This is a genomic window from Rhizobium sophorae, assembly GCF_013087515.1.
In the GTDB taxonomy this organism is placed as follows: domain Bacteria; phylum Pseudomonadota; class Alphaproteobacteria; order Rhizobiales; family Rhizobiaceae; genus Rhizobium; species Rhizobium sophorae.
Genome location: NZ_JABFCN010000023.1, coordinates 13,708 through 40,678 on the forward strand (window position 1 = coordinate 13,708; position 26,971 = coordinate 40,678).

Here is a 26,971-nt window from a genome sequence, read left to right on the forward strand (position 1 = left end):
GAGATCTTTAAAAGGCAGCACTGCATACGGCGGAATCGCCGCATGACCTTCGAAAGGGAGCCGTGATGACGGACGCCGATGATACGCTTGCCGTGCGTGCTGCTTGGCTTCACTATGCCGGTGGCCTGACGCAGTCCGACGTTGCGCGCCGCCTCGGCGTGCCGTCGGTAAAGGCCCATCGCCTTATCGCCAGAGCGGTCGCCGATGGCGTCGTCAAAGTTACCATCGACGGGGATATCGTCGAATGCGTCGAGCTGGAGATGCGGCTTTCGGAACGGTTCGGGCTTCAATATTGCGAGGTCGCACCCGATCTCGGCGAGGAAGGCTTGCCGCTGCGCGCGCTCGGCCATGCAGGCGCCGGCTATCTCAAGCGCGAGATCGAGCGCGGCGACAATACAGTCATCGGCCTTGGGCATGGCCGCACGCTTTCCGCCGCCGTCCAATATATGCCGAGGGTGAGCGCGAAGAACCTGCGCTTCGTCTCGTTGCTTGGCGGCCTGACACGAAACTACGGTGCCAATCCCTATGACGTGATGCATCGCATCGCCGAAAAGACCGGCACCCATGCTTATGTCATGCCGGTTCCCTTTTTCGCCAATACCGGCGAGGACCGCGAAGTGCTGAAGGCCCAGCGTGCCGTCAAAGAAGTCTTCGATCTTGCCAATAATGCCGATCTGAAGCTCGTCGGCCTGGGCACTGTCGATGCCGAAGCGCAACTGGTTTTGTCCGGCATGGTCGAACCCGGTGAAATCGACGACATCGCTGCCGCCGGCGGCGTTGGCGAAATCCTCGGACATTTTTTCGACGCCGACGGCCATATCCTCGACACCGCGCTGACGGCGCGCACGCTGTCTGCGTCCTTTCCCAAAACCAAGAAGGAGCGGCTCGTGGCGCTGGCGGGCGGACAGTCGAAAGTGCCGGCCATCCGAGCAATTCTGAATAGCCGCCGCCTTTTCGGGCTGATCACCGACGAACGAACCGCGCAGGCACTGCTGAACTAGCTACCGGAAGACAACAACATTTGATCGCAAAATCACATAATAAATGTTGATTATCACGCATACTCCGTTATCTTAACATCAACGATGGGTGGGATGACCGGAATGAGGCGAGAAGAGCGGCAGCAGTTGATCGTCAACCTGCTCGTCGAAAACAAGACCGTCGATCTCGACGACCTTGCCGATCGCTTCACCGTGTCAAAGATGACGATCCATCGCGATCTCGACGATCTCGAGCAGGCGGGCGTCCTGCGCAAGGTTCGCGGCGGCGCGACCATTGATGCCGGAACGCAATTCGAAAGCGACTTCCGTATTCGCGAGCGCCAAGGCAACGAGGCCAAACTGGCAATGGCTGAGACCGCGCTGGAACTGGTCGAGCCGGGGATGACGGTGATGGTAAACGACGGCTCGATGGCGGCCGTGCTCGGCGAAATGCTGCTGCAGAAACGGCCGCTGACCTTGATCACCAACAACGCGGCGATCATGGAGCGGCTGAAAGGCGAAACCGGCATCACGCTGATCGGGCTCGGCGGCATCTACTCGGCCAAATTCAATGCCTATCTCGGCGTTGTGACCGAGGAGGCACTGTCGCGGCTGAGAGCCGACATCGCCTTCATTTCGACGCCCGCCGTCAGCGGCGGGCGCGCCTATCACATGGACGATAACGTCGTGCGCGCCAAACGGGCGATGATCGCGTCGTCGACCAGGACCTGCCTTCTGGTCAACCATCAGCGCATCGGCCACACCGCCCTGCATGTCATGGCGGATCTGGCCGACTTCGACGCGATTATCACGGACAGCGCACCGGATGCTGCTGTCCTCGAGGAATTCGAGCAGGCGGGCATTACGCTCACCATTGCATCAACGCAGGATCCGACATGACCGAAAAGCCGCGCTTCTGGATTGGCACCAGTTGGAAGATGAACAAGACGCTTGCTGAAGCAGCGCATTTCGCCAGCGGTCTCGAAGCTGCCGATGCCGCGCGCGACCCGCGTATCCAGCGCTTCGTGATTCCGTCTTTCACGGCCGTGCGCGAGGTCAAGGCGATGCTTGCCAAGACCTCGGTAAAGGTCGGCGCTCAGAACATGCATTGGGCCGACCAGGGTGCCTGGACCGGCGAAGTCTCGCCGGTAATGCTGAAGGACTGCAATCTCGATCTTGTCGAGCTCGGTCATTCCGAACGGCGCGAACATTTTGGAGAGACCGACGAGACTGTGGGTCTGAAGACCGAAGCGGCCGTTCGTCACGGCCTCATTCCGCTGATCTGTATTGGCGAGACGCTTTCCGATCGCGAAAGCGGAAAGGCTGCCGACATCCTCGCGACCCAGGTGCGCGGTGCGCTTTCGAAACTTTCGGGCGCCCAAAAGGCTGCCGAAATCCTGCTCGCCTATGAACCGGTCTGGGCGATCGGCGAGAAGGGCATCCCGGCGACCGCGGATTATGCGGATGCCCGCCAGTCTGAAATCATCGCCGTTGCCGAAACTGTGCTGGGCCGGAAGATCTGCTGCTTGTACGGCGGGTCGGTCAACCCGCAGAACTGCGAAGAACTGATTTCGAGCCCGCATATCGACGGGCTCTTCATCGGCCGTTCGGCCTGGAATGTCGAAGGCTACCTCGACATTCTGGCCAGATGCGCCGCCAAACTCTGAGGAGAAAGACAATGAAACTTGCCATTGCAGGAGACAGCGCCGGCGAAGGCCTCGCCAAGGTTCTGGCCGACCATCTGAAGGACCGCTTCGACGTCTACGAAGTCTCGCGCACCAGCGCCGGTGCCGATCCTTTCTACGCCAACCTCTCGGACCGCGTCGCCTCAGGCGTCATCGACGGCACCTACGACAAGGCGATCCTCGTTTGCGGTACCGGCATCGGTGTGTGCATCTCGGCCAACAAGGTTCCGGGCATCCGGGCCGCCCTGACGCACGACACCTATTCCGCCGAGCGTGCCGCGCTTTCCAACAATGCGCAGATCATCACCATGGGAGCCCGCGTCATCGGAACGGAGCTTGCAAAGTCGATCGCTGATGCGTTTCTGGCCCAGACCTTCGACGAGAACGGCCGCTCTGCCGGTAACGTCAAGGCCATGGATGATCTTGACGCGAAGTACAGCGCCCGCTGAAGAATGCTGATGAGGATGCCCGAGCGGAGTGTGTTCAAGCCACTGAGGCCGCACCAGGACGACAACGCGACGGCTGCTCGGCCCGATCCAGATCCGGCAGCGAATTCGGGACTTGAAATATGGGAGGCATCTCCGCGTTAAGTCTTTGAATTGAGATTCGTTTCGACTCGGAACAATCGGCCGAATGATTCGGTTGAGTCGCGTTGTTGCCATCGAAGCGAAGAAAAAGCAGATGAAAAAGCCGAGCAGGGAAAAGCAAGGGGCGGCACCCAGCAATGTCATCAGAATCATGAGTGCTCGGCGCAAGTCGGTTGACGCCGAAAACCACACGGGGAGGCGTCAGACCTATTCATGAAGCGCTCGCGTCGCCCCATTCTGCCCTTGCTCGACGAATCTCGCTCAACGCTGCAGTCTCGTCCGATCCGCAAGCGCGACCCTGACCAACCCAGTCTGCCCTTCGATCCGATGCCGTCGCGCGTCGAGCCCTGCCTTGCACTGCTGAAGCCTACTGTGCCCGTGGGGCCGGATTGGCTCTATGAGGTGAAGTTGGATGGCTATCGATTGGCAATCCACATTGAGCCAAAGGGTGTGCGGGTCATCACCCGCGGCGGCCATGACTGGACCCATCGCTTCCCCACCATCGCCGCCGCAGCAAAAGAGCTTGGCGTAACGACCGCCATTCTCGATGGCGAGGCAGTTGTACTCGATGACCATGGCCGATCGGACTTTGGCGCCCTGCAGCGCTCGCTCGGCGGGCGGGGCGGCAAGCGAGTATCGACCGAGTCGATCCTCGTCGCCTTCGACCTTCTCTATCTCGATGGACACGATCTGACCGGCACCGAGCTTGACGTACGCCGGCACCTGCTTGAAGACCTGATACCGGAAGGCGACGATCAGACGATCCGCATCTCCGAGGAGATAGAGCTGCCGGCGGAAGATCTCCTCGAGCACGCCTGCCGTCGTCATCTGGAAGGCATCATCGCCAAGCATCGCGACCGGCCCTATGGCAGTGGCCGTACGGGCGACTGGCTGAAGATCAAATGTGTCCAGAGCGAGAGCTTCATGATCGTCGGTTATGAGCCCTCGGCATCCGCCCGCGGCGGCATCGGCAGGCTACTGCTGGCCGGTAGACAAGGGCTGGACTGGATTTACGTTGGCTCCGTCGGAACCGGTTTCGGTGCCAGCGATGCTGAATACCTGAAAAAGACGCTGGACCGGTTGAAGACGAGTCGGCCGGTTGTTCCCCTGAAGGGCAAGCGCCTCGTCCTCGTGCAGCCGACGCTGATCGCCGAGATCGAGTTTCGCGGCTGGACGGATGACGGCAATCTCCGCCATGCCTCGTACAAGGGGCTGCGCGAGGTTCAGGACAACGCCGCTGTCTACGATATGACCTATATCTGATCGCTTTCAGCAGGTCAAAACGCCGATCAGAGGCTCTCTAGAAGAAGCCCAAAACTGGGCCGCCATTCGAATACATCGACGCTCGCGTAAACACCGGAGCGGACGAAGGGATCTCCTGCGCTGAACGCCTCGAACTCGGCGAGCGTTTCGACTTGCGCCATCACGACTGCGGTAGAACCCTTGCCCTCCGCCGGCGGTGGCAAAGCGCTGCTTCAGCGCGCGCAAGCCTTCGACCGCCATCATTGACAAATTTGGATTGCGATCCTGTGCTTAGAGACCTTCGACTGCATGGGCCATCGCATTGAGCCCGCTGCTGACGCTGATGTTGACCGGCAATCCCAATGTCAATTCCGGGTCGTAGATCACCACTTCGGGCAGGATGCCGGGCCTGCGGACCGTCGTCTTCTACCCGTTCTCTGTCTGGCCGAGGATCGGTGTAACCTCCGACCCCGCATAGGTCGTCGCCACCACGATTTGTGGCGCGTCGTTGCGATAGGCGATTGCCTTGCCGAGACCGATCGTCGATCCGCCGCCGATCGCGACGACGCAATCGGCGCCGGCTGCGTTATATGCCGCCATCGCGCGCTCGGTCACATCGACCGGCGTATGCATCGTCGCATCGTGGAACAATCCCGCCGCAAGCGGACCGAGGGATGCGGCGATCCGTTCCGCCTCCGCCTTCTGGTGCGGGGTCGAAAGGATCAGGGCGCGCTTGCCACCCTGCCCTGCAATCGCCTCGGCGAGACGGTTCAACGAGCCGCTCCTAGAAGACCTGGGCCGCGCTGGCCGTGTATCTGAAAGGTGCAACCATGCTATCGATCAAGTTTAAAGAGTGAAACCGCGTTGGTGCGACCGATCTTCAGACGGTCGGCTTCGGAGATGGTCGTGCTGTCGAACCAGTTTGCAGCATGGTCGACGTTCTCGAATGGCCAGTCCGTCGAGAACAGAATTCGGTCTGCGCCAATTTCCAGCATAGCATCGATCAGCGATTGCGTGCGGAAGTTCCCCGACGTCGTGATGTAGAAGTTCTCGTTGAAATAATCGGCAATCGGGGCGTTTGGCCGGATAGTACTTTTCCACCTTGACCCACGCATTCCGGTTGTCAATGCGCCACATCATGTATGGAGAGTCCCTCGCCCATGTGAGCAACGATGATTCGAAAAGCCGGATGTTCGTCAAACAGGCCGGATCCCATCAACCGCAGGGCATGAACTGCGGTCTCCTGTGCGAACGCCCATGTCGGCCCCATTAGCCAGGAATGGCCAGCATAGATCCGGCTATCCTGCGGCAGCGGGTTTCGTGGATGCAGATAGAAGGGAACGTTGAGTTTTTCGACTTCGGCCCAGAACGGACGGTATTGCGGCAGGTCGTAGCAGAGCGGCGTCGTTCCGTCGCCTTCCTGCGCAGCCGCATCCGGATCCTGCAGGGGCAAAGCGGCAAATCCCAGGAAACGGTTCGGTTCTTAACGCATTGCTCCGCCAGAAAGTCGTTGGCGCGTCGGGAAATCTCCAGGGCCTTTGCCTTGTCAGGGATCGCCTGCACGGCCGGAGCGTTCAGCGACAGGATCATTTTCTCGATGCCGTGGGGGCATCCATCAGCCGCAAACGCTTGTCCTGGATATCTCCAGATTGCCGGCAGGTCTGGCATCCCGAGCCTGCCGGCAATGCGAATTTGTGAAGTCAATGTCTGATCATCGCCGACGGCTTTTGCGCGTTCACCGAGGCGAAAGACCGGAAGCGCAAGGACAAGTGGTTGCTGCCGCCGGCACGCTGGCGATCGAGCAGGTCGGCTAAATCCCCGTGTCGTAAAACAAGATAAACAGTCGACGAAGCAGCCGAGATCCCGTATGCCGCTCATACGTCGATCCGACAGGCAATAGAAAGTCATAACGATGGCAAACTCGCCCCGCAGACCTGTCAATCCAATGGATGCTGCCGAAGCATTGTTCAAACCCGCGAAGAAAAAGCCGGAGCAAGCTGTTGAGCGGCGGGCGCTGCCGAATACAAAGGAGCTTGTTTCGCTCAAGATCGACAGTGATGTGCTTGCCTTTTTCCAGGAAGATGGCCCTGGCTGGCAGGATCGGATCAACGATATATTGCGCGCCGCGATGAAGAATAGGCTCTGACCCTGTTGCATCATCTTGTCCGCCACGGGTGGTCGCTGTGAGGCCGAATGCACTGCATCGGCTTCTCCGCAGCGGCGTTGTCCATGTTCTCTTCGCCTTTTTGGCAATGGGCAGCTGGGCGCTCTTCGCCAATCGCGCGCACGCCATGCCATTGCCGCTCTATGCCGGCCTTGTGCAGGGTGCGATATCCGCCTGCCTGACGCTTTTCCTGAAGTCTGTGATCGACTGGCTTTCAAAGCGCTTCGTCGGATCTGCGCGATTTTGGGCGCCGCCTCTCATTGCTTGCCTCGGCTCAGCCAGCATCCTCGTTGCAATCCATGCGGCGACCGGCACACCGGAAATACTCAAGACCACCGCATTTCCGCTGCTCGTATCGACGAGCTATGCGGCAATTTACAATTATTCGATCTCCGCAAGATGAGGTTTCGATACATGATGGCAAGGCCCCTGATCCCATCTTGCGGACACTCCTCCTGCGCACGGTAACAAGCGGTCGCAACTGCTGCAGGAGCAAGGGCGTGTCCGCGGTAGATGTCACTCCTTTACCGCCCCGGTCATCGATGAGACGTAGTAGTCGACGAAGAACGAGTAGAGGATGACCACCGGGAGCGAGCCGAACAATGCGCCCGCCATCAGTGCCCCCCATTCGAAGACGTCGCCGCGCACCAGTTCGGTCAGTACGCCCACAGGAATGGTTTTGTTTTCCGACGACTGGATGAAAGTCAGCGCATAGATGAATTCATTCCAGGATAGCGTGAAGGCGAAGATGCCAGCCGAAATCAACCCGGGTACTGCGAGCGGCAGAATGATCTTGGTGAGAATCTGCCATCTGTTGGCGCCGTCCACCAGCGCGCTTTCCTCCAGCTCGAATGGGATCGACCGGAAATAGCCCATCAGCAGCCAGGTGCAGAAGGGAATGAGGAAGGTCGGATAGGTGAAGATCAGCGCCAGCCGCGAGTCATAGATCCCGAGCTTGAAGACGATGAAGGCAAGCGGGATGAAAAGGATCGACGGCGGCACGAGATAGGCGAGGAAGATGACGAGGCCGACCGAACGGGAGCCGGTGAAGCGCACGCGCTCTATAGCATAGGCGCCGAAGACCGAGGCTACCAGCGAGAGAAAGGTGGAGCAGACCGCGATCAGCATCGTGTTCCACAGCCAGCCCGGATAGGAGGTCTCAAGGAACAGATATTTGATGTGCGCAAGCGTCGGGCCCACCACCCAGAAGGGGCTGTAGTTGCTGTAGTCGGTCAGCTGCTCGTTCGGCTTCACCGCGGTGATTGCCATCCAGTAGAACGGGAAGAGCAGCACGAAGACGAAGACGGCCATCGGCAGATAGAGCATCACGATCCGTCGCGGCAAGCGGTTCAGATAGCTCATGCCTTCGGCATTGTCGGTCACGACCTGATCGGCGGCGTTTGAATTTATCGACATCATCACTCTCCCTAACCCCAATTTGGCTCTAACCCTGGCCTTAATCTTGGCCGCCCTGTTGCCATTTGCGCCGCTGCAGACCGAAGAAGCTGAACATGATGGCGCCGAGCAGGAAGGGAACCATGGCGACCGCGATGGCCGCACCCTCGCCGAGCTGCCCCCCTGGAATGCCGCGCTGGAAGGATAGCGTCGCCATCAGATGCGTCGCGTTGACCGGCCCGCCCTTGGTCAGCACGTAGATGAGCTGGAAATCGGTGAAGGTGAAGAGCACCGAGAAGGTCATTACCACGGCGATGATCGGCGTCAGCATCGGCAGCGTCACATAGCGGAAACGCTGCCAGCTCGTGGCGCCGTCGAGCGAGGCGGCCTCCTGCAGCGACGCTGGAATCGTCTGCAGGCCCGCAAGCAGCGAGATCGCCACGAAGGGAATGCCGCGCCAGACATTGGCGATTATGACGGATATGCGCGCATTTATGGGATCGCCGAGAAAGTTGATCGGCCCGCTGATCAGCCCGAGCTGCATCAGCGACCAGGAGATGATCGAGAACTGGGAATCGTAGATCCACCAGAAGGCCAGCGCCGAAAGCACCGTCGGCACGACCCAGGGAAGCAGTACGATTGCCCGGAAGAAGGACTTGAACGGCAGATGCTGGTTGAGCAGCATGGCCAGCCAGAGGCCGAGCGCGAATTTCAGCACCGAGGCAACGGAGGTATAGAGAATGGTGTTGAAGACCGACAGCCAGAAGACGCTGTCGTCCATCAGGAACTGGTAGTTCTCCAGCCCGATGAAGATGCCGTCGCGGCCGATCCTCGTATCGGTGAAGCCGAGCCAGACGCCGAGCCCCAGCGGATAGGTGAGAAAGCAGACGAGGAACACCGCCGCCGGCAGCATGAACAGGAAGCCGAGCACGTTGTTGTTCTGCAGGAGCGAAGAGATCGGTCCGCGTCTATCCTCCGGATTCACCATCGACATTGCTTATCTCCAGATTGCGTTTTGAACTCGCAGAGTGCTTGCGGCATGCCGAAGCCGGCATGCCGCTTGCTTTGAAGCGCGGCTCAGACGCGATAGTAGCGGTTTGCCCGGCGTTCCGCTTCCTTCATCGCATCCTCGGGCGACATCTGGCCGGTGACGGCGGCCGCATACATGTCGACCAGAACGTAGTCGGCCATGGTCGCTGCCGAGGCATAACCGAGCGGGCCGGCATAGCCGTTCGGACGCAACTTTTCCGAGGCGCGCGCATAAGGCGCGTGGATCGGGTCGGAGGTCCAGATCGGGTTCTGGGCGAAAGCCTTGAGCGGCTGGCAGCAATAGGCGCTTGAGCCCTGGATCCAGGCATTCATCTGGTCGGCTTCCATCATGAACTTGAGGTAGGCCTTCGCCGCCTCCGGATACTTCGTATGCTTGAAGAGAAGCAGTGAGCTCGTCTGGAAAAGCTCGACGCTCTGGCCAACCGGGCCGACGGGGAAATTCGTCGTGCGGATGTCCTTAGCGATCTCGGCGAGCTTCGGGTCGTTCTTGGCCGTGTAATAGACCGAGACGCCGTTGGCGATCAGCGACACCTGGCCGGCGAGGAAGGCGCGGTTGTTATTGACGTCCTGCCAGCTTTCCGTGCCCGGAATGAAGGTCGCATAGAGCTCCTTGGCATAGTTGATCGAGGCCAGCGTTTCCGGGCTGTTGATCGTTACCTTGCCGCCTTCGTCGACCATCTTGCCGCCGTGGCTCCACAGCAGCCAATGGGCGTAGTTGTTGCCGTCGCCGACGGCCTTGCCGTGTGGGAAGCCAGCCGGCGTGCCCTTGGCTTTCATCGCCTTGCAAAGCTCGAGGAAGCCTGCCGTGTCTTTCGGGAACTCGCTGAAGCCGGCTGCCTTCACGTGAGTGTCGCGATAGACCACCGCATTGCCGATTGCGGCCAGCGGCATGGCGATGAAGGTATCGCCGCGCGCGGCATAGCCCTTCACACCGTCATACCAGCCGCCATACTTGTTTCCGAGATAGTTGGCGAGCTCGGTCAGATCGACCAGCTTGTCGGGATACTGATGAGCGTCGTCGAACCAGCACATGATGAGGTCCGGGCCGGAACCGACATTCGCCGCGACGGCAGCCTTCGGGCGGATATCTTCCCAGCTTTCCTTGTCGATGCGCACCTCGACGCCGGTCGCTTCGGTGAACTTCTTGGTGTTGGCAAGCCATGCCTCCTCGTCGCCCTTGACGAAAGGTGTCCAGCGCAGCAACCGCAGGCTGGCGCCGCTTTCCGGTGTGTAGGTCGGTTCGGCCTGCGCGAAGGTCGGCCGAATGCCGAGGCCGGCGGCGCCGGCAACGGCAGCCGAGGCGGCAAGAAAGTCACGTCTCTTAAACCTCATGATATTCCTCCTCTTCAAAAAAAGCGGGTGCGAACTCCCCGCCATTCACCTCCCGCTTGGTGAACGACGGTCCTTGCATCCCTGAAACGGGGTGCTGCCGGCCTGCGGGCGACGGGGGCTCCTCCGCCCGCGCAGCCGCTGGACGGCGTCAGTCGGTCAATCTCCGGCCGCTCTCGGCATCGAAGAGATGAACATGCGCGGCGTCGATCGCAACGCGCAGGGTCTCGCCCGGCCGCGCGCTGACGCGCTCACGGAAGACGCAGCTGAGGTCGCTGCCGCCGAGCCTGAGGATAAGATGCGTCTCATAGCCAGTCGGCTCGATCACCACGATCTCGCCCGGCAGGCCGTTGGCATCGAGCAGAATGTATTCCGGGCGAAGCCCGTAGACGAGATCGCGACCAAGGGCGTCGGGAGGCGGGTTGGAAACCGGGAGCGCCGTGCCGTCCGGCGCCTTGAAACTTTTAGGGTTTTCGGGGTCGAGCCTACCCTTGATCATGTTCATCGCCGGCGAGCCGATGAACCCGCCAACGAAGAGATTGGCCGGCTTGTCGTAAAGTTCGAGCGGCGTGCCAATCTGCTCGACGACGCCGTCATGCATGACCACGATCTTGTCGGCCATGGTCATGGCCTCGATCTGGTCGTGGGTGACGTAGACCGTCGTCGTTTTCAGCCGCTGGTGCAGTTCCTTGATTTCGGCGCGCATGGCGACGCGCAGCTTCGCATCGAGGTTGGAAAGCGGTTCGTCGAATAGGAAGACTTCCGGATCGCGGACGATGGCGCGGCCCATGGCGACGCGCTGGCGCTGGCCGCCGGAAAGCTGGCGCGGATAACGGTCGAGCAATTTGTCGAGACCGAGGATGCCGGCGGCATATTTCACTCGCTTCTCGGCTTCCGCCTTCGGCGCCTTGTTCAGCATCAGCGAGAAACCCATGTTCTCCTGTACCGTCATATGCGGATAGAGCGCATAGTTCTGAAACACCATGGCGATGTCGCGGTCCTTGGGCGGCAGCGTGTTGACCACGCGTCCGCCGATCTTGATCTCACCGCCGGAAATATTCTCAAGTCCCGCCAGCATCCGCAGCAGCGTGGACTTTCCACAACCCGACGGGCCGACCAGGATCACGAACTCCCCGTCGGCAATGTCGATATCCACGCCTTTGATGACCGGAAATGACCCGAATGATTTCCGCACATCCGCGAATTGAACGCCTGCCATACCCACTCCTCCCAGAAATCGAGCGCTACATGCTATGTATTCGTATTTTCGTATATCTTGCCGGCGACCTTATCTTCTCAAGTCCTTCTGCCGCTGCAATCCCGCATATGCGGGTATGCCCAGGCAATACTCTCCTCCCTACGGGGCGGTTTTAGCCCAGCCCAATCTCATCTGGACGCACCCGGAGCGTCTTCGGCGAGGTAGACCTCGATCAGCTCGTCCACCGTGGTTTCGGCGACGAAACCCAGTTGCGTCGCGCGTTCGGGCGCAAAGGACTTCGGCCATCCGGCGACGATCCCTTCAATGACCTCGTCGCGGCGACGATCGATCAAGTCCGCCGCCTCGGGACCGGCGGCACGGCGCAAAGCGGCAATCTGGTCGGCAACGGTGGCGGCGACGCCCGGCATGGTGAGCGTGCGCCGGACACCCAGCGCCGCCGTGTCGAGCGTCGCAGCATGGATCAGGAACTTGATGGCGGAACGCGGGCTTGCCAGCCAGTGCTTGACCGTTTCCTCGACCGGAAGAACAGCCCGCTGGCCTGCAAGGGGTTCACGCAGGATTCCGGAAAAGAAGCCCGATGCCGCGGCATTCGGCGCACCAGGCCGGATCACGATGGTCGGCAACCGAATTCCGACGCCGTCAATGAAGCCGCGCCGTGAATAGTCGGCAAGCAGAAGCTCGGACATCGCCTTCTGGACTCCGTAGCTGGTGAGAGGTGCGAGCACGTAATCGTCGGGAATCGGATCGGGAAACGGCGATCCATAGACCGCGATCGACGAGGAGAATACGAACCGGGGAACATAGGCTTGGCGGCTTCCTTCCCGGCGGATCGCTTCCAACAGCGATCGTGTGCCGTCCAGATTGACCCGGTAGCCGAGTTCGAAATTGCGCTCGGCTTCGCCGGAAACGATCGCGGCGAGATGGAAGATCACGTCGGCCCGGCGAGCCGCCAGGGCTTCCGCCGCACTGCTTTCGGAAATATCGGCAGCCAACGCTTCCACCGGCACGGAGGCGCCGGCCGGCACCGGCGGAGCCACGACATCCGCGAGCGTTATGCGCGTGATTGCATGATCGCCGAGGGAACCGCTGCGCCCCAGTGTGGCGGCGAGCTTCCGGCCGATCATTCCTCCCGCCCCGATAATGAGAATATGCATCGTGTTTCGCCTCCCTGCGAACTACGAGAAGAGTAACTTGGTCGTCGTATAAATACGGGTTTCGTGGATCGCGAAGGCAGCGCATGCGGCGTCCGGATCCCGCGTCTCCAAGCCGGCGAGGATCATCCGGTGATCGGCGATGCTCGTGGCGATACTCCCGGGCTGTGATACGACGCGCCTTCGGTGGCTCAGAAGATAGGAATAGAGGTCGGCGGCCATGTCGGCCAGCACCGCGTTGCCGCTGGAACGGTAGATAGCGGTGTGAAATTCCCGGTCACATATCAAAAAACGAACAGGATCGTCGCAGGCGGTCTCCTGTGCTGCGATCGACTTGCGGAGATAATCAAGGGTTGACGGCTCCATCTTGACCGCGGCAGCCCTGACGACCTGTGCTTCGATAAGGAGCCGCGCCTCATGAACATGGTCGAGACTGTAGGCGGCGATGTCGCGATACCGCGCAGCCTGGATGGCCAATTCGCCGACATCCTCCGATGCCACCACCGTGCGCGTTCCGTGCACGACCGAGAGAATCCCATGCGTGGAAAGGATAAGGATCGCCCCACGGACGGTCTCGCGGCTGACCGAGAGTGCGGAGGCGAGTTCACGTTCGCTTGGCAGCGGATCGCCCACCTTGAGAATGCCGGTGGCAATGAAGGTCGCAATCTTCTGGACGACGAAGTCTTTCATTGACTTCTTCGGCGCTCCACCGAGCGCCGCAACCTCGTCTTCGAGCATCGCTCGAACGTCCATTGCTTTTCCCCTCCCCCCTCTCAGGTCTACTGGTCCGGTAAGTGGACCAGTAGACCTGAGCAAAAGAGGATTGTCAACGCATGATGGCGCGCGATCTCCCCAACCGTTATTTGGAGCAGTTTTGTGAATGGCAATATCAGCTCACCGCGAAAACCAGCTGATCACAGCGCCGGCCGGACTGTAGTCCGATAACGCTCAAGCCGCTTTGGAGACTTTGCCGAAAGCTTATAGACTTGGTGAGAAGATGAGCGGATCTGATTATCAGGCAACAGCCGGAACATTCAGTTTGCGCTTCGATTACCCCTCCTCCACAAAGGAGGAAACGATCATGGATCACACCAACCACGCACGCTTGACGACTTCAGAACTTACCCCTGCCGTCCTCGAAGGTGCCACCATCTATGGAGCCGACGATCAGAAGGTCGGCAAGGTCGATCATATCCATGGCGCGGGCGCCGGCGGCTCCGCGGTCATCGACGTCGGAGGCTTTCTGGGTATCGGCGCGAAGCCTGTTGCAGTTCCGATCTCGGATCTTGAGTTCATGCGCGATGAAGACGGCGACGTTCATGCCGTTACGAGCTGGACCAAGGACGAGCTCAAGCAGATGCCCGAGCACCGCGACTGAGCGTAATCAGATGATGCCTTCCGTCCTGGCGTCGTCGTTGACGCTGCAGAGCGGAAGGCCCATCTACTCGTACATGGCAAAACCCAAGACCATCGACGATGCGGAACTGATCAAGGAGTGGCCCCTATCGACCTCAGCCACGCTCGGATCATCCGTTCGCGCGAAGGGGATTCTGCTGGAAATTCGCGCACGTCTGCCTTTGGCGGTGAGAAAGTCGCTCGAAATCGAGGCGGGTGCTCTGACATTGGCGATGGCTGAAACGGCTAAGAGTGCGTTCCATGCTGCTTCCTCAGTCGTTTCCAACGCGCTCGAAGACATCGAAAGCCTGCCTGTGATCCCGCGTGAAATCCAGGATATCCTGACGATCTCTGCTACCGAGAGACATCGCTGGCTCAGCGACGGGCGCTTGCCCAGTGCAGGAACCCGCACGGTGAAGCTGCGTGGGCGGGCGAGGAAAATTACCTTCCACGTATTCGACCCGCGCGTGGTGGAGGACATCCTCGACCGAGACCTGGTGACAGTCTGGCGCGAAGAGGATGCTGAAGCTAGGGCCGAGAAGCGACGACGGGCAGCCTTGAAAGCGAAGTTGACGCGTTCGTTGAAGACCAAGGCCAAGACCCCTTCGAAACCTGATGCCGACCACAACGATGCGTCACGTTCGAAACCTCTCGGCTGGGAAGAGTTCAGTCGCGATGGGTTGCTCCGCTAAGGCGGCGGAACCTCTGCAACGCAGTCCTCGATCCCTTCCCAATAGTCGCCGAAGGCATTTCGGGACCGTAAAGATCGGGTCGGCATCACAGACGTGGAGGCCTCCACCGGCATGCTGCCATACAGCTCTCCGGAATTTCTTCTTCGCGAGGAGGACGAGACAGACTGTCACCAAGGGACTTCCGTCTGATCGGCGACGTGCGGACGCCGATGAGGGATCCACATTCCCTGAATGCAAATCTTCGAATCCGGCGACAGCTCTCAGCGGAATTCGCTTCGTCAGGGTCCTAATGCTGGAGAAACTTTTTGGCGGCGTCATTCCGCAACTCTGTCTAACGGTGTCGATCCACCGGTCACTTCTCGCAAAGCTTGGCCAAGTTCTTCTCCAGGCTTCGCCGGAGGGCGCTAGAGATTTCAGTCTCAAGTCCCTTGACGATGTCGCCAAACCGACCGCCGGTCTTCACGATCTCGATGGAGGTGTCGGTCATCTTGCAGCTCGTAAGGTCGACCTTCAGCCGAACCTCAGCGGTCGCTGAAAACCCTCCCTCTACCAGCGCTTCGTCCGAGGTCTTGCAAGCAAGCGTGCCGCGGGCGCTCGCCTCCGCGGTGTTGCCATTCACCGACAATTGCAGGTTTTCGATCTTCACGGAATCGAGCTTGTCGACGCCTACGTCCACGCTGATGCCGAAGCTCGATACCTTGGTCTTCAACGACCTGCATGGCTGCGCATCTCCGATGGCCTTCTCCAGGGCATTCGGTGCCTGTGCGTTGGCGAAGGAGCATAGCTGGAGGAGAGAGACTCCTGCAGCTAGCAGGCCTAAACAATTCCGCATCGCTCTCCCATCTCTCTGGATTTCATGCAGGCGCCTCTGAATGAAAGGGCGGGATCGGTCTGCGGGAAAGGCAATGACGGTTGCCCGACCATAACCGTCGCACAATGAACTTAGACGTCAAGTATTGTTTTACGACCGATGGAAACTACGTCGTTTGCAGGACGAGTTCGTGGCCGCGGCGAACGGCGAGCCACATCCCTCGAATTCCGATCCGATTACCCGCCCTGAAAGATCCTGTGTCGTCTTTCGAGCCACTCGTCGATCTTCCCGCGACATGTTTCGGAAACTGTAAGCACAGGAGACCGCAGCTCCGCGGATCGCTCTTAGAACACTGATCCGTTCGAAAGAAAGTGATGATCTTTCAGACCGGTATTGGCTTCATGAGCGGCGACTGTGTTCAGGAACCGGTCGAGCATCGAGTTGAAGCTCTCCGGCTTTTCCCAGAAGGGCGCGTGACCAGCACCTTCCATTACATGCGCTTTGCCTTCGAAGAGCAACTGGATGTTCAGGCCCGAAAAATAGCTGAGTTTGACAAAGGGGTCATAAAATCCATTCACAAAAGCAATGGGTATATCAGCCTGTTCGACGGTGCGGCGCTGATCCACCCCCTGCCCCCGCAACATTGCGCGAGAAAAAACGCTCCTTAGTCTCCCGTCAGCACGCGCTATAGCATCGCGAAAGGAGGGGTTGCTCGTGTCTCCAAAGCAAAGAGACTGAAACCGCTCCACGTCACGCGATGTAAAGTTCTCTTTTGATGCCAGAAGAATATCAAATGATGGATGGAATCCCCGCAGCATTCCGAGGAGACCGCTGGGGACCGGTGGCGTGCCGCACAACATCAGGCCCGAAATGCCGTTGCCGCTGCCCGCCATCTCAATCGCGACGTGACCGCCAAGCGACCATCCCAGCACGGGAAAACGATTAAGCCCCAGGCGGGCTGCCACCTCTCCTATGCAGTCGGCAAGACCGGTGACAGTATAAGTCGACTGCGGATCTCGAGCGTCGCTCGATTCGCCATGTCCCGGAAGATCGAGCGCAATCAGACGCCAATTCCGGGACAAATGGCTGTGTAGTTGCCGTGAAAAGACCGTCCGTGAGCTGCCGGAACCGTGTATCATAACCAGTGGTGCAGCGCCATCGATAGTGTCACTGATGCGCACAGCGCCGTGGCTGGTGTCGATTGTACAGTGAAATACGTCCATAAGCTGCGACCCCTAAAGCCCAGCCAAAGTCTTGCACGAAAATATCTACGGCAGGTGCATGATCATCGTAAACCAGATCTAAACCAGATCGTGCAATCATGACTCGTTTCAGTGCGGTTGCGTATCATACATCAATCATTTGCCTTGGCGTTTTATACGGGTTAGGTCTGTCGCAGCAGCAATTGTGCCAACCTTTCAAGCTGGGTATCGAGATGAAATTTCTTCTGGACTTCATTATTTCGATTACCAGCCTGACTATCGTCGGGTCCTACGCGTGGTCGTTGCGAGGCCACTTCAACTCACCGAAGATGGAAGCCGGAGCAAAGCTGATCACCGTCGGCGTCATCGCGACGACGGCGTTTTTCCTGTACCTGGTTTGGTCCGAGACGCAGATGCTATGGGTACAGGTAGTAGGACTCGGATTTGAAATCGGGTCGGCGGGCTTGTTCTGGTGGGCGGTGTCGGCGTCGCGAGAGGCCAGGTTGCGCTTTGTGTTCACCCTCGATCATCCAGATAGTCTTGTCACCGACGGTCCCTATCGCTACCTGCGGCACCCTTTTTACACCTCCTACCTGCTCTTCTGGTCGGGGTGGGCGCTGGCATCTTGGTCGATATGGTCGATCCTGCCGGTCTTATTTTTTACGGTTGTCTACGTGATTGCAGCCCGCAATGAGGAGAGGAAGTTCTCCCTATCACCGTTGGCTTCCGAATATGAAGCCTATCGGCGCAAGACGGGCTTGCTGACACCGTGGTTCGATTGGCGGTAAACCCGCCTTCGAGGGAAGCACGCATGGTGGAACCGCGTCAGACGCGATGAAGTTGTACCACGAGGCAGCGGCCCGATAGGCGACTGACCTCTCGACGATGCGATAAGGCAGTCAGCGTCGAAAGCCTCCGACCGATGGACTTTTCGGACTGCTTCACGGAAACTGTTGATCGTGGCCAGGTGAGTGTCGTTGCCTGCAACAAATCCAACTTCAACACCGGCCCGGCTGTCGCCACGGTGGATCGCCGGCCGGGACCCGAACTCCCAAAGCAATTCCGGTTCGGGCTAACTATCACCTCGAACCGGTCCGCGGTAAGCCCCTCAATCAAGCCGCGACCCGCGCCTTAGCGAGGCGCTTGATCGCCTGTTCCAGTGGTCGTCGGCCGTCGCAATAGTCTTCCCAGGCCGACGATTTCGCCAGAAGCGCAGGAACGGTCCGGATGGTGAAGCGCTTGGGGTCCAGATCTGATTTGACCTGGGTCCAGGTCAGTGGCATCGAGACGGTGGCACCCGGCCGGGCGCGCGGTGACAAAGGCGCCACGGCCGTCGCCATCCGGTCGTTGCGCAGATAGTCGAGGAAGATCCGGCCGTTCCTCAGGCTCTTTGTCATTTTGATCAGATAGAGATCGGGATTGTCGCGCGCCATCTGCTGGCAGACATCGTGCGCAAAGCCCTTCGCTTCGGCCCACGAAAGCGGCTTGCGCTTGTTGACCGCAAGCGGAGTGACGACGTGCAGACCCTTGCCGCCAGTCGTCTTGCAAAAGCTGATCAGGCCGAGCGCGTCGAGATGATCCCGCATTTCGCGGGCTGCCGAAACGATCGCTGAGAATGGCACGTCCGGACCTGGATCGAGGTCGAAGACGAGCCGGCCGGGCACCTCAGGCTGATGCGGTTCGCAATTCCAGGGATGCAGCTCGACGGCGCCGACCTGCGCGACGGCAGCCAAGCCTTCGACCCGGTCGATTTGCAGATAGGGCTTTTTATCGCCGAAGACCTTGATCAGTTCGAGAAGGTTCGAGGTGCCGGGCATCGCATGGCGCTGAAAAAACTGCTCGCCGCCGATCCCGTCGGGCGCGCGGATGATGGAACATGGCCGTCCCTTGATGTGCTCGATCAGCCAGGAGGCGACGGCTTCGTAGTAGCGGGCCAGCTCTTCCTTGGTGACGGGTTTGCCGTCATTGGCATCCGGCCACAGCGGCTTGTCCGGGTTGGAGATCAGCACCCCCATGACCTCCGCCTTGGCGCCTTTTTTGCGGGTAGGTCTGGCCTTTACCTCCATGACCGGCTGTGGCACGTCAGTTTGCGCGGGCTTTGCCGGCCGTTCGGCCTTGACCTCTTGGGCCGGCTTGTCGTCCCGCAAGCCCTTGAAGGCCGCCTGCCGGACAATACCGTCGGCGGTCCAGCCTGCGAATTCGATTTCCGCCACGAGCTCGGGCTTCAGCCACGTGACCTCGGCCTCCTTTTTCGGCGCGCCGATGCCCGTGAAAGGTGATTTTGCCGTCTCGAGCGCTTTCAATTTCGGCAGCAGCGTTTCAACCTTCTTCGCGCCATATCCTGTGCCGACGCGGCCGACATAGACGAAGTGGTCGCCACGGTAGACGCCGACCAGCAGGGATCGGAATTTCCCGTTGGTCTTGGCATAGGCGCCGATCACCACCTCGTGGCCGGCGCGGCATTTCGACTTCGCCCAGCTTTCGGTACGGCCGGATTGATAGGGGGCATCCGCCTCTTTCGAGATGATGCCTTCCAGCGAGAGCTTGCAGGCAGACCGGAGAACTGCATCGCCGCCGGTGTCGAAATGCTCGACGAAACGGATGCGCGGATCATTGCCGGCGTCGGACAGAAGGCTTTGAAGCCGCGTCTTGCGCTCGACGAGCGGCAGAGATCGCAAGTCCTCGCCACCCTCATAGAGAAGATCGAAGGCGAAATAGACGAGCTCGCCGGTCTTGCCTTCCGAAAGGGCCGCCTGCAGGGCCGCGAAATCAGGAACGCCATTATCGTCGAGGGCGCAGATCTCGCCGTCGATGATCGCATCGGGCAGTGTCGATGCCGCCTCGGCGATCTCGGGATATTTTGCCGTCCAGTCGAGCCCTTTCCTGGTCTTCAGCGTCGCCTCGCCATCCAGCACCCGCATCTGGATCCGATAGCCGTCGAACTTGATCTCGTGAATCCAGCCGGTCCCGGCCGGAGGGCGTTCCAGGGTCCGGCAGAGCTGCGGCGCAATGAAATCCGGCAGATCGACCTTTGTGGCCGGTCTCGATTTTCGACCGCCTCCGGCGTCCTCTTTTCGCTCTTCGGCAGCCAGTCCGTGATTGCTATCCCAGACGGCATCAGCCTGAACGTCGCCACCCTCGACCATGAAAGGCTTGGGCTTTCGTCCCTTGCCGGCGGCAATCATCTCCATGGTTCGGCCGGAGGCGACAGAGGTGTCGTTCTCCTCGAGGATCGCTTCGCCATTGTTTTCGACAGAGAACTCATCATGGTGTTTGATGAGCAGCCAATTTGTCCGGTTGCCGCCGTTGCGATCATTGCGCATCCGCACCAGCACGAAGCTGCCGTGCAGGCGCTCGCCTTCCAGCGTAAACTTGAAATCGCCTTTTGCCAGCGCCTGCTCCGGGCTATTCTTTCCTTCCGGTTCCCAATAGCCTCGATCCCACAACATCACCGTGCCGCCGCCATACTGGCCTTTCGGAATGGTGCCTTCGAAATCACCATAGTCCAGCGGGTGATCCTCCACCTCCACGGCCAGCCGCTTGTCGTGCGGGTCGAGGGATGGCCCTTTCGTGACAGCCCAGGACTTGAAGACGCCATCGAGCTCGAGTCTCAGATCATAGTGCAGTCGGGTGGCGTCATGTTTCTGGATGACGAAGCGACGATGGTTGCTGCGCGCGAGGCGTTTTTCACCGCTCGGCTCGGCCGTTTTATGAAAGTCGCGCTTCGATCGATACGTCGATAGTTTGTCGCTGGCCATGGTCGTTCCCCAAAGCAACCCCGACAGCGAAATGCCGGCCGGCGGCTGGAAGTTCCATCACGGCCTTTATCCCGGCGCTCATCGGGAAAACGCGCGCTTCGGCAAGACTTCGCCTCATCGGAGGCGAGGTCATCATTGATACCCTAGATGGCCGCGTGACGGGCTGGCCGGAGCGGATGCGGAGCGGGCCTCCTCTTCCAGGGGGCCAGGACGGCAGGCATGCCGGCTTCGAAACAGGCCGCCACGAAAGCCTCGCGGGCGATGATGGCGGGAATGGCCGCGTTGAGGGCACCACGGCACGTCTTCACCGCTCGATCATGGCGCTCTCCATGACGCAACGGCCACTCGTTCTCGAGAAAATCCAAGGCCTCGTAGACGCTGGTGAAGGTGCGCTCCAAACCGCACTGCAGCCGGATTCTCACCGGCCGGGTCCATGGAACATCGTTCAGCGGCATCTTTTCCTCCTTTCATGCCACCAATGGTCCTGATGAAAATGATATTGTGGGTGATGGCGGACCGTTCAAGAGCAGCCGATTACTCCGTTGAAGATTATCGTACCGTTGCGCTCCTTCGCGCCTGACTGATCCCGCGGCACAGTCATCATTCGCTTCCATTGTCTCCCCAAAGAACTATCAGATAGAGAGGCGGACACCGGCGAGAAAAAAATCAACGTCTCGCCGCATCGTTATCTTGCTTCAAGCGTTATTTGCCACCACGGGGATGCAAAGATGCGCTGGGATCAATGGCTGTCCGTTCTCGTCATCACGCTGATGATGGGTGCGTTTCTATGGGGTCGTTATCGATATGATATCGTTGCCGTGAGCGCACTTCTCATTGCGATCATTATCGGGGTCGTCCCCGCCAAAAATGCTTTTACCGGCTTTTCGGATGACATTGTTATCATCGTTGGCAGCGCGCTCATCGTCAGTGCGGCGATATCCAGATCGGGGATCATGGACGTCGCCTTGCGCAGATTTTCTCCCGAACGACGCGGGCCACGCATGCAGCTGATCATTCTGGTTGCCATTGTCGCAGCCCTGTCGGCTTTCATCAAAAATATTGGTGCGCTGGCGATCATGATCCCGGTCGCTGTGCAAATGGCACGGAAATCACGCGTATCACCGTCGATGTTCCTGATGCCGATGTCTTTCGCCTCTCTGCTCGGAGGGCTTATGACGCAGATCGGCACGTCGCCAAACATCATCGTTTCCCGGGTGCGCGAGGATATCACCGGGCAGCCGTTCATGATGTTTGACTATACGCCTGTCGGCCTGGCGCTCTCGGTCGCCGGCGTTGTCTTCCTGGCGCTGTTCTACAAGCTGCTGCCTGAAAGATCACGGGTCGAAACGTCGATGGATGAGGCGGTGGCGATCAAAAACTATACCACCGAGGCCAAGGTCACCACGCCATCAGGGGCGATCGGGCGGTCCGTCAGCTGGCTGCAGAAGCCGGCGGGCGGCGATGCGATGGTGACTGCGATTATCGGTGGCAACGGCCAAAGACGAACGCCCCTTCCCGACACGGTGCTCAAGGATGGCGACCTTCTTATTATCGAGGGGGAGCAGAGCGCCCTCGACAAGATCGTTAGTGAAGCCAAGCTTCAACTGTCCGACCGTAAACACCAGCCTGAGACACGCCAAGACATCAGTTCTGTTGAAGCTATCGTTGGCGAACATTCCCGATTGATCGGCGTCAGCGCAAAAGACGTTTCTCTCTTCCACAATACCGGGCTCAACCTTCTTGCCGTCAGCCGCCGCGACAGGCGCTTCACCGAGCGTCTCGGCGAGATTAAGATCCGCAATGGCGACGTCGTGGTCTTGCAGGGCGACTTGCAGAAACTACCGGATCTTCTACGCGAATGGGGATGTTTGCCGCTGGTCGAACGAGATATGAAGCTCGGCAACGCCCGCAATGGCGTGATCCCCGTCATTATCCTGATGGCAACGATGGGGGCGACAGCCTTCGGGGGCATTCCCGTCGCGACAGCGTTTTTCGCAGCCGCTTTTCTGATGGTGGTCACCGGATCCGTTCCTCTGCGGGAAGTTTATCAGCATCTCGATGCGCCCATTCTGATCATGCTGGCCGCTCTCATTCCGATCAGCGACTCGCTTAGGACCACAGGAACCACCGACATCATCGCGGACCTCCTCTCGCGGATCGCCGAAATGCTCCCGCCCTTCGGTGCTTTGGCTCTCATCCTGGTTGCGGCCATGGCCGTAACCCCGTTTTTGAACAACGCAGCGACGGTTCTGGTCATGGCCCCGATCGCCGCGACCTTTGCCGAGAAGCTGGGCTTTAGACCCGATGCTTTTCTGATGGCGGTGGCAATTGGAGCCGGCTGTGACTTCCTCACGCCCATCGGACACCAGTGCAACACGCTCGTGATGGGACCGGGCGGATATCGATTTGGTGACTACGCCCGATTGGGCCTGCCGCTCTCGCTCATTGTGGTGGTCGTCAGTGTGCCGATCCTGCTATTGGTCTGGCCGATCTGATTGCAACCGACACCGGGCATTGCGGCGACCGATAAAAAGTCTCGAAGCAGAGATGTGTTCCTCACGCGGCGACGTTGGGAATAGGCAAGCCTAGGATCTCGGCATGCTTGCAAAGCTTCTGCCAAGCTGCATCGCCGACCGGCACGCCCTCTTCCAACGCCGAGCGGCGCTTTCGTGCGGCGCTGTCGCCCGGCATGCGAACGGGGCCATTGTTCCAGGGTGCCGGAGGATTGCTGCGGCATGCGGAGGCGAGAAAGTCAGACTGCGCCGTAAAGGCATCCAGCCCGGCAAAAAAGGCGGGATCGATGACCTGAAGGAAAGCGCTTTGCGAAAAGACACCGGACGGCGTGTTGGCCCGTCCCTTGCCGGAAAGCCCCTGCCCCAGCAATTCGACGATCAGCCCGAGCCCAAAACCCTTGTGCCCCTTCAACTGGCCGCCAAGAGGCATCATTGTCCCGCCCCGTTCGGTCACTTCGCGTGGATCATCGGTCGGCTCGCCTGCGGCGGTGAGAGCCCAGGCCTCAGGAAATTTCTTGCCGGCCTTCGCCAGGTTTTGCGTCATGGTCGTGGTGGTGATCGAGGCCGAGACATCGATCAGGATCGGATCCTTAGACGTCGGGAAGCCGGCCGCCATCGGATTGGGCGTCAGGAGCGGTTTCGTGCCGCCATAGGGCGCAACGCGGCTTGCCGCGGGATGCGAGACCGACAGCTGCACGATGAGGCCCCGGTCGGTCACCTGCCGCATGAAGGCCGAAAGAGCGCAGGTATGATGGCAGTTGCGGATCGCGGCGGTGACGACGCCATGATCGCTTACGCGTTCGCAGGCTTGCTCGATCGCCTTGGTCAGCAGCCATGCACCGGGCAAGGATTTGCCGTCCCAAACAAAGGCTGCGCCGCGGTCATTGACGACCTCATAGCTGCCGGACTTCGCCAGTGAGCCGTCTTCCAACGCCTCGACATACCAGTTCAAAAGGCTGACGCCATGGGTTTCGTGGCCGATCATGTCGCCTTCCACCAGGACGGCGGCAGTGGCTTCGGCCTTGTCGATCTCCATGCCGGCGCGGGTCAATATCTGCTCGGCGAATTGAGTTAGGGCAACGCGATCAATCAGAGGCATAGGCATCTATCCGTCATGTCATGGAAAGCACGGGCCGCCATTGGCGGCGGCCCCTGCCTAAATTCGACAGACCAGCCTACTTGAAGCGGATCTGCGCCAGCTGCAGTTCGGAATTCGTCGCGATCGTCGGCTTGAAGTCGAGACGCGGCGAGACGCGGGTGAAACCGACCATGTGGAACATCGGGATGTCCGCGATGATTTCGGTATTCACTTTGGCGAACAGCTCCTTCCAGAGTTTTGTGCGCTCGTCGCCGGTGGCAGACGTCGCCTTGGCGATCAGCGCGTCGACGGCGGGATCGCGAACCATGGAGTGGGAGCCGTCGGTCGCGTATTTTACGAATGCGGTGAAGACGGGATCGCCGGTCGCATTGTCGTGCTGCGACTGGGTCAGCGTCGGACCGGAATCGGCGACGAAGGGTGCAACGAAGTAGCCGTTCCACACGGAGACGTCATACATGTCGAGCTTTACGTTCAAGCCGACTTCCTGAAGCATCGCCATCATAGCTTCCATCGCTTCAGTGGCATTGGGATATTGCCCATTGCGACCGATGATGCGGATCTCGCGGTCAACCGGCACGCCGTCCGCTTTCGCTGCTGCGACCAGTTCCTTTGCTTTTTCGGGATCAAAGGGCCAGGCGGGGATATCGGCATTGTAGCCGATCGTGGTCGGCACGACGAGCTGTGTAGCGATCTTTGCCTGTTCGGGGAAAAGCGTTCCGAGCATCGCCTGACGATCGATGGCGAGGTTCATCGCTTCGCGGATGCGCCGATCGTTAAGGGGTGCTGCGCGCGTATCGATGCGCAGCGATGTGGTCTCCGAATTCGGGTAGGCGAAATCGGTTTCCTTGTTGGTGGCATCCTGTACGGATACGGCCGGAACGATATCGGCTTCGCCGGCATCGACCATCGCGGCAGCAACGGCGCTGTCGGAGCGGAACAGATAGGTCGCCTGTTCCACCTGTGGCTTCTCCCCCCAATATTCCGGATTGCGCTTCAGCACGATCGACTGGCCGATATCCCATTTGTCGAACGTATAAGGGCCGGTGCCAATCGGCTTGCGGGTGAATTCGTCGGCTGGTGTGGCCTCAGCCGATTCCACAGCCATCACCGTCATCAGAAGCGGAAGAATCGGCTGCGCCGGTTTTGTCGTGATGCGGATCGTGTTGGCATCGGGCGTTTCGAAGCTGAACTCCGTGCCGCCGAAATATTTGCCGCCGGTTTCGCAGCTGAGCTTCTTGTTCTTGTTGCGCTCGATGGTGAATTGGACATCCTTGGCGGTGAACGGCTTGCCATCGTGCCATTTGACATTCGGGCGCAGCTTGAACTCCCAGGTGTCATCGTCGATCTTCGACCATTCCGTCGCCAGGCGGGGCTTGAGGCCGCCATTGACGTAGTCGAACTCCACCAGCATCTCATTGACGTTTTCAGAGATGACCCGGCCGACGTCCTGGCGGGCAGCCATACAGGGCTCGACGACATCGACGGTTTCGGCAAGCACAACAGTGACGTTGCTCTTGGCATCCTGCGCCTGAGCCGAGCCGAAACTCAGCGCGAGCACCGTTGTTGAAAAGCAGGCAGCTAACAAATGCAGTTTCATTTCGTTCTCCTCCCATGCGCCTTTGGCGCTCCTCACAGTCAATCTGCGTCCCGTTTCCGGTGCTCCGGTGCCATCTCCTCATGGTTCTGCAAAGCACAAGTGCACTAATATACTAGTTAATGACGACCTTCAACCCAGGCGCTCCGAACCGCGGAGGCCTCAACCGTGTCTGGAACGCTTTATTTTAGCTTGCCGAAGCAATCAGTTCGCGCATCATCTCGACTTCCTCGTCGGTAAGATCCGTCAGCGGCGCCCGCACCGGACCGGCCTCAAATCCGCGCAACCGCACGCCTGCCTTGACCGCAGAAACAGCATAACCGGCCTTGCGATCGCGAATACGGGCAAAGGGATAATAGAAATCGCGCAGCATCTGTTCGCAGGTTGTGTCGTCACCGGCAAGGAATGCCTTGTGGAATCTCAGTGCCGTTTCAGGCACGAAATTGAAGACCGCCGAGGAATAGGTCGGCATGCCGGCTCCGCGATAGGCCTGGGCAAACAGTTCGTGTGTCGGCATGCCGCCGATATAGGAAAGTCGGTCACCGAGCGCGATCGTGACACGGCGCACCGTATCGATGTCGCCGGTACCGTCCTTGAAGCCGATCAGATTTGGGCATTCGTCGGCAAGCTGAGCAAGCTGCTCGGCCGAAACCCGCGCCTGGCCACGATTATAGACGATAACGCCCATATTGGTGGCCTTGCAAACGGCTCGTACACGCGCGGCAATCCCATCTGCCGGCGCCTCGGTCAGGTAATGCGGCAGCAGAAGAATGCCGTCGCCACCTGCCGCCTCGATCTCGCGCGCCATGTCGCACGCAATGCGCGTGCCGTAGCCGCATCCGGCAATAACGGGTGCATCGCCGGACACGGCGCGGGCGGCCTTTACCACCTCGACCACCTCACCCGGCGTCAGCGAGAACAGCTCGCCGGTGCCGCCGGCAACGATCAGGCCGGCAACGGGGTAGGATGACAGCCATTCCAGATGCGCTGAAAACGGCCTGGCGGCAAACCGGTCCTCGGCATCAAAAGGCGTGACAGGGAAGGACAGCAGGCCGTTGCGAATGATCTCGCGAAGTTCAGTCGGGGCAATCAATTTGGCACTCCT

The 26,971-nt window shown here is 59.7% G+C and carries 24 protein-coding genes and 3 pseudogenes; 11 read left to right on the forward strand and 16 right to left on the reverse strand.

Annotated elements, in window-relative coordinates; genetic code table 11:
- Positions 1-65 precede the first annotated feature (65 nt).
- From G9X64_RS13810 to ligD (G9X64_RS13830), 5 genes are all read left to right on the forward strand, one after another.
- Complete coding sequence (locus G9X64_RS13810) at positions 66-1,001, forward strand: sugar-binding transcriptional regulator (protein ID WP_171376716.1); 936 nt, start codon at positions 66-68, stop codon at positions 999-1,001.
- 102 nt (positions 1,002-1,103) lie between these two features.
- Entirely contained in the window at positions 1,104-1,880 is a 777-nt protein-coding gene (locus G9X64_RS13815; protein WP_171376717.1) for a DeoR/GlpR family DNA-binding transcription regulator, read from the forward strand.
- Positions 1,877-2,647, forward strand: a complete 771-nt coding sequence (locus G9X64_RS13820) for a triose-phosphate isomerase (RefSeq protein WP_171376718.1) — start codon at positions 1,877-1,879, stop codon at positions 2,645-2,647. The genes G9X64_RS13815 and G9X64_RS13820 overlap by 4 nt, the downstream gene beginning before the upstream one ends.
- Positions 2,648-2,658: 11 nt before the next feature.
- Entirely contained in the window at positions 2,659-3,114 is a 456-nt protein-coding gene (gene derI, locus G9X64_RS13825; protein ID WP_003562478.1) for a D-erythrulose-4-phosphate isomerase, read from the forward strand.
- A 351-nt stretch (positions 3,115-3,465) separates the two neighbouring features.
- Positions 3,466-4,515, forward strand: coding sequence for a non-homologous end-joining DNA ligase (gene ligD, locus G9X64_RS13830; RefSeq protein WP_168315752.1), 1,050 nt, complete (start codon positions 3,466-3,468; stop codon positions 4,513-4,515).
- Between the two features lie 26 nt (positions 4,516-4,541).
- Here the strand turns inward: ligD (G9X64_RS13830) and G9X64_RS13835 are convergent.
- The 3 pseudogenes from G9X64_RS13835 to G9X64_RS13845 all read right to left on the reverse strand — a co-directional run.
- A pseudogene (locus tag G9X64_RS13835) lies at positions 4,542-4,712 on the reverse strand (YciI family protein); the annotation flags it as partial.
- Between the two features lie 10 nt (positions 4,713-4,722).
- Positions 4,723-5,326, reverse strand: a pseudogene (locus G9X64_RS13840) (iron-containing alcohol dehydrogenase); the annotation flags it as partial.
- A gap of 1 nt (position 5,327) precedes the next feature.
- Positions 5,328-6,137, reverse strand: a pseudogene (locus tag G9X64_RS13845) (amidohydrolase family protein); the annotation flags it as partial.
- Between the two features lie 269 nt (positions 6,138-6,406).
- Between G9X64_RS13845 and G9X64_RS13850 the strand changes: the two are divergent.
- Entirely contained in the window at positions 6,407-6,640 is a 234-nt protein-coding gene (locus G9X64_RS13850; protein ID WP_168309054.1) for a BrnA antitoxin family protein, read from the forward strand.
- Positions 6,641-6,668: 28 nt separating this feature from the next.
- Positions 6,669-7,061, forward strand: a complete 393-nt coding sequence (locus G9X64_RS13855) for a hypothetical protein (protein ID WP_171376719.1) — start codon at positions 6,669-6,671, stop codon at positions 7,059-7,061.
- Positions 7,062-7,174: 113 nt separating this feature from the next.
- On the opposite strand, the gene G9X64_RS13860 is transcribed toward G9X64_RS13855, so the two are convergent.
- The 6 genes from G9X64_RS13860 to G9X64_RS13885 form a co-directional block, all read right to left on the reverse strand.
- On the reverse strand, positions 7,175-8,074 hold the full coding sequence (locus tag G9X64_RS13860; protein ID WP_168315755.1) for a carbohydrate ABC transporter permease: 900 nt from the start codon (positions 8,072-8,074) through the stop codon (positions 7,175-7,177).
- A gap of 40 nt (positions 8,075-8,114) precedes the next feature.
- Positions 8,115-9,047, reverse strand: a complete 933-nt coding sequence (locus G9X64_RS13865) for a carbohydrate ABC transporter permease (RefSeq protein ID WP_064650712.1) — start codon at positions 9,045-9,047, stop codon at positions 8,115-8,117.
- Positions 9,048-9,130: 83 nt separating this feature from the next.
- A complete protein-coding gene (locus G9X64_RS13870; RefSeq protein WP_168309052.1) occupies positions 9,131-10,435 on the reverse strand; it encodes an ABC transporter substrate-binding protein in 1,305 nt (434 codons plus the stop codon).
- Between the two features lie 148 nt (positions 10,436-10,583).
- Positions 10,584-11,651: an ABC transporter ATP-binding protein gene (locus tag G9X64_RS13875; RefSeq protein WP_168315757.1), complete on the reverse strand. Its 1,068-nt coding sequence runs from the start codon at positions 11,649-11,651 to the stop codon at positions 10,584-10,586.
- 167 nt (positions 11,652-11,818) lie between these two features.
- Positions 11,819-12,805, reverse strand: a complete 987-nt coding sequence (gene denD, locus G9X64_RS13880; protein WP_168309050.1) for a D-erythronate dehydrogenase — start codon at positions 12,803-12,805, stop codon at positions 11,819-11,821.
- Positions 12,806-12,826: 21 nt separating this feature from the next.
- Positions 12,827-13,555, reverse strand: a complete 729-nt coding sequence (locus tag G9X64_RS13885) for a FadR/GntR family transcriptional regulator (RefSeq protein WP_168309049.1) — start codon at positions 13,553-13,555, stop codon at positions 12,827-12,829.
- A 328-nt stretch (positions 13,556-13,883) separates the two neighbouring features.
- Between G9X64_RS13885 and G9X64_RS13890 the strand changes: the two genes are divergently transcribed.
- Together G9X64_RS13890 and G9X64_RS13895 are read left to right on the forward strand one after the other, a co-directional pair.
- The gene (locus G9X64_RS13890; RefSeq protein ID WP_168315759.1) at positions 13,884-14,180 is read left to right on the forward strand and encodes a PRC-barrel domain-containing protein; all 297 of its coding nucleotides are present in this window, start codon (positions 13,884-13,886) and stop codon (positions 14,178-14,180) included.
- 73 nt (positions 14,181-14,253) lie between these two features.
- Positions 14,254-14,889, forward strand: coding sequence for a hypothetical protein (locus G9X64_RS13895; RefSeq protein WP_168309100.1), 636 nt, complete (start codon positions 14,254-14,256; stop codon positions 14,887-14,889).
- 352 nt (positions 14,890-15,241) lie between these two features.
- Here G9X64_RS13895 and G9X64_RS13900 read toward each other — a convergent pair whose 3' ends face one another.
- Positions 15,242-15,721: an LBP/BPI/CETP family protein gene (locus tag G9X64_RS13900; RefSeq protein ID WP_171376720.1), complete on the reverse strand. Its 480-nt coding sequence runs from the start codon at positions 15,719-15,721 to the stop codon at positions 15,242-15,244.
- Between the two features lie 323 nt (positions 15,722-16,044).
- Positions 16,045-16,923, reverse strand: coding sequence for an alpha/beta fold hydrolase (locus tag G9X64_RS13905; RefSeq protein WP_168309045.1), 879 nt, complete (start codon positions 16,921-16,923; stop codon positions 16,045-16,047).
- Between the two features lie 212 nt (positions 16,924-17,135).
- Here G9X64_RS13905 and G9X64_RS13910 point away from each other — a divergent pair, with 212 nt between their 5' ends.
- Positions 17,136-17,690 (forward strand): methyltransferase family protein, encoded by a 555-nt coding sequence (locus tag G9X64_RS13910; RefSeq protein ID WP_171376721.1) that lies wholly within the window; start codon positions 17,136-17,138, stop codon positions 17,688-17,690.
- Positions 17,691-18,014: 324 nt separating this feature from the next.
- Here the strand turns inward: G9X64_RS13910 and ligD (G9X64_RS13915) are convergent, their stop codons facing one another.
- The gene (gene ligD / locus G9X64_RS13915) at positions 18,015-20,660 is read right to left on the reverse strand and encodes a DNA ligase D (RefSeq protein WP_171376722.1); all 2,646 of its coding nucleotides are present in this window, start codon (positions 20,658-20,660) and stop codon (positions 18,015-18,017) included.
- A 143-nt stretch (positions 20,661-20,803) separates the two neighbouring features.
- Complete coding sequence (locus tag G9X64_RS13920) at positions 20,804-21,115, reverse strand: DUF982 domain-containing protein (RefSeq protein ID WP_168315761.1); 312 nt, start codon at positions 21,113-21,115, stop codon at positions 20,804-20,806.
- Between the two features lie 273 nt (positions 21,116-21,388).
- Between G9X64_RS13920 and G9X64_RS13925 the strand changes: the two genes are divergently transcribed.
- Positions 21,389-23,155 (forward strand): SLC13 family permease, encoded by a 1,767-nt coding sequence (locus G9X64_RS13925; RefSeq protein ID WP_168309041.1) that lies wholly within the window; start codon positions 21,389-21,391, stop codon positions 23,153-23,155.
- A 61-nt stretch (positions 23,156-23,216) separates the two neighbouring features.
- Here the strand turns inward: G9X64_RS13925 and G9X64_RS13930 are convergent, their stop codons facing one another.
- The 3 genes from G9X64_RS13930 to G9X64_RS13940 all read right to left on the reverse strand — a co-directional run bounded on the left by G9X64_RS13930 (position 23,217) and on the right by G9X64_RS13940 (position 26,959).
- Positions 23,217-24,278, reverse strand: a complete 1,062-nt coding sequence (locus G9X64_RS13930) for an Ldh family oxidoreductase (protein ID WP_171376723.1) — start codon at positions 24,276-24,278, stop codon at positions 23,217-23,219.
- 70 nt (positions 24,279-24,348) lie between these two features.
- Positions 24,349-25,869 (reverse strand): ABC transporter substrate-binding protein, encoded by a 1,521-nt coding sequence (locus G9X64_RS13935; protein ID WP_171376724.1) that lies wholly within the window; start codon positions 25,867-25,869, stop codon positions 24,349-24,351.
- A gap of 184 nt (positions 25,870-26,053) precedes the next feature.
- Positions 26,054-26,959 carry a 5-dehydro-4-deoxyglucarate dehydratase gene (locus G9X64_RS13940; protein WP_168309038.1) on the reverse strand — a complete coding sequence of 302 codons (906 nt, stop codon included), beginning with the start codon at positions 26,957-26,959 and terminating at the stop codon, positions 26,054-26,056.
- Positions 26,960-26,971 lie beyond the last annotated feature (12 nt).

Excerpts from the sequence above, each read along its gene's own strand:
- G9X64_RS13810 (WP_171376716.1), top strand. The coding sequence starts at position 66 with ATGACGGACGCCGATGATACGCTTGCCGTGCGTGCTGCTTGGCTTCAC.
- G9X64_RS13815 (WP_171376717.1), top strand. The coding sequence starts at position 1,104 with ATGAGGCGAGAAGAGCGGCAGCAGTTGATCGTCAACCTGCTCGTCGAA.
- G9X64_RS13820 (WP_171376718.1), top strand. The coding sequence starts at position 1,877 with ATGACCGAAAAGCCGCGCTTCTGGATTGGCACCAGTTGGAAGATGAAC.
- derI (WP_003562478.1), top strand. The coding sequence starts at position 2,659 with ATGAAACTTGCCATTGCAGGAGACAGCGCCGGCGAAGGCCTCGCCAAG.
- ligD (WP_168315752.1), top strand. The coding sequence starts at position 3,466 with ATGAAGCGCTCGCGTCGCCCCATTCTGCCCTTGCTCGACGAATCTCGC.
- G9X64_RS13850 (WP_168309054.1), top strand. The coding sequence starts at position 6,407 with ATGGCAAACTCGCCCCGCAGACCTGTCAATCCAATGGATGCTGCCGAA.
- G9X64_RS13860 (WP_168315755.1), bottom strand. The coding sequence starts at position 8,074 with ATGTCGATAAATTCAAACGCCGCCGATCAGGTCGTGACCGACAATGCC.
- G9X64_RS13865 (WP_064650712.1), bottom strand. The coding sequence starts at position 9,047 with ATGTCGATGGTGAATCCGGAGGATAGACGCGGACCGATCTCTTCGCTC.
- G9X64_RS13870 (WP_168309052.1), bottom strand. The coding sequence starts at position 10,435 with ATGAGGTTTAAGAGACGTGACTTTCTTGCCGCCTCGGCTGCCGTTGCC.
- G9X64_RS13875 (WP_168315757.1), bottom strand. The coding sequence starts at position 11,651 with ATGGCAGGCGTTCAATTCGCGGATGTGCGGAAATCATTCGGGTCATTT.
- denD (WP_168309050.1), bottom strand. The coding sequence starts at position 12,805 with ATGCATATTCTCATTATCGGGGCGGGAGGAATGATCGGCCGGAAGCTC.
- G9X64_RS13885 (WP_168309049.1), bottom strand. The coding sequence starts at position 13,555 with ATGGACGTTCGAGCGATGCTCGAAGACGAGGTTGCGGCGCTCGGTGGA.
- G9X64_RS13890 (WP_168315759.1), top strand. The coding sequence starts at position 13,884 with ATGGATCACACCAACCACGCACGCTTGACGACTTCAGAACTTACCCCT.
- G9X64_RS13895 (WP_168309100.1), top strand. The coding sequence starts at position 14,254 with ATGGCAAAACCCAAGACCATCGACGATGCGGAACTGATCAAGGAGTGG.
- G9X64_RS13900 (WP_171376720.1), bottom strand. The coding sequence starts at position 15,721 with ATGCGGAATTGTTTAGGCCTGCTAGCTGCAGGAGTCTCTCTCCTCCAG.
- G9X64_RS13905 (WP_168309045.1), bottom strand. The coding sequence starts at position 16,923 with ATGGACGTATTTCACTGTACAATCGACACCAGCCACGGCGCTGTGCGC.
- G9X64_RS13910 (WP_171376721.1), top strand. The coding sequence starts at position 17,136 with ATGAAATTTCTTCTGGACTTCATTATTTCGATTACCAGCCTGACTATC.
- ligD (WP_171376722.1), bottom strand. The coding sequence starts at position 20,660 with ATGGCCAGCGACAAACTATCGACGTATCGATCGAAGCGCGACTTTCAT.
- G9X64_RS13920 (WP_168315761.1), bottom strand. The coding sequence starts at position 21,115 with ATGCCGCTGAACGATGTTCCATGGACCCGGCCGGTGAGAATCCGGCTG.
- G9X64_RS13925 (WP_168309041.1), top strand. The coding sequence starts at position 21,389 with ATGCGCTGGGATCAATGGCTGTCCGTTCTCGTCATCACGCTGATGATG.
- G9X64_RS13930 (WP_171376723.1), bottom strand. The coding sequence starts at position 24,278 with ATGCCTATGCCTCTGATTGATCGCGTTGCCCTAACTCAATTCGCCGAG.
- G9X64_RS13935 (WP_171376724.1), bottom strand. The coding sequence starts at position 25,869 with ATGAAACTGCATTTGTTAGCTGCCTGCTTTTCAACAACGGTGCTCGCG.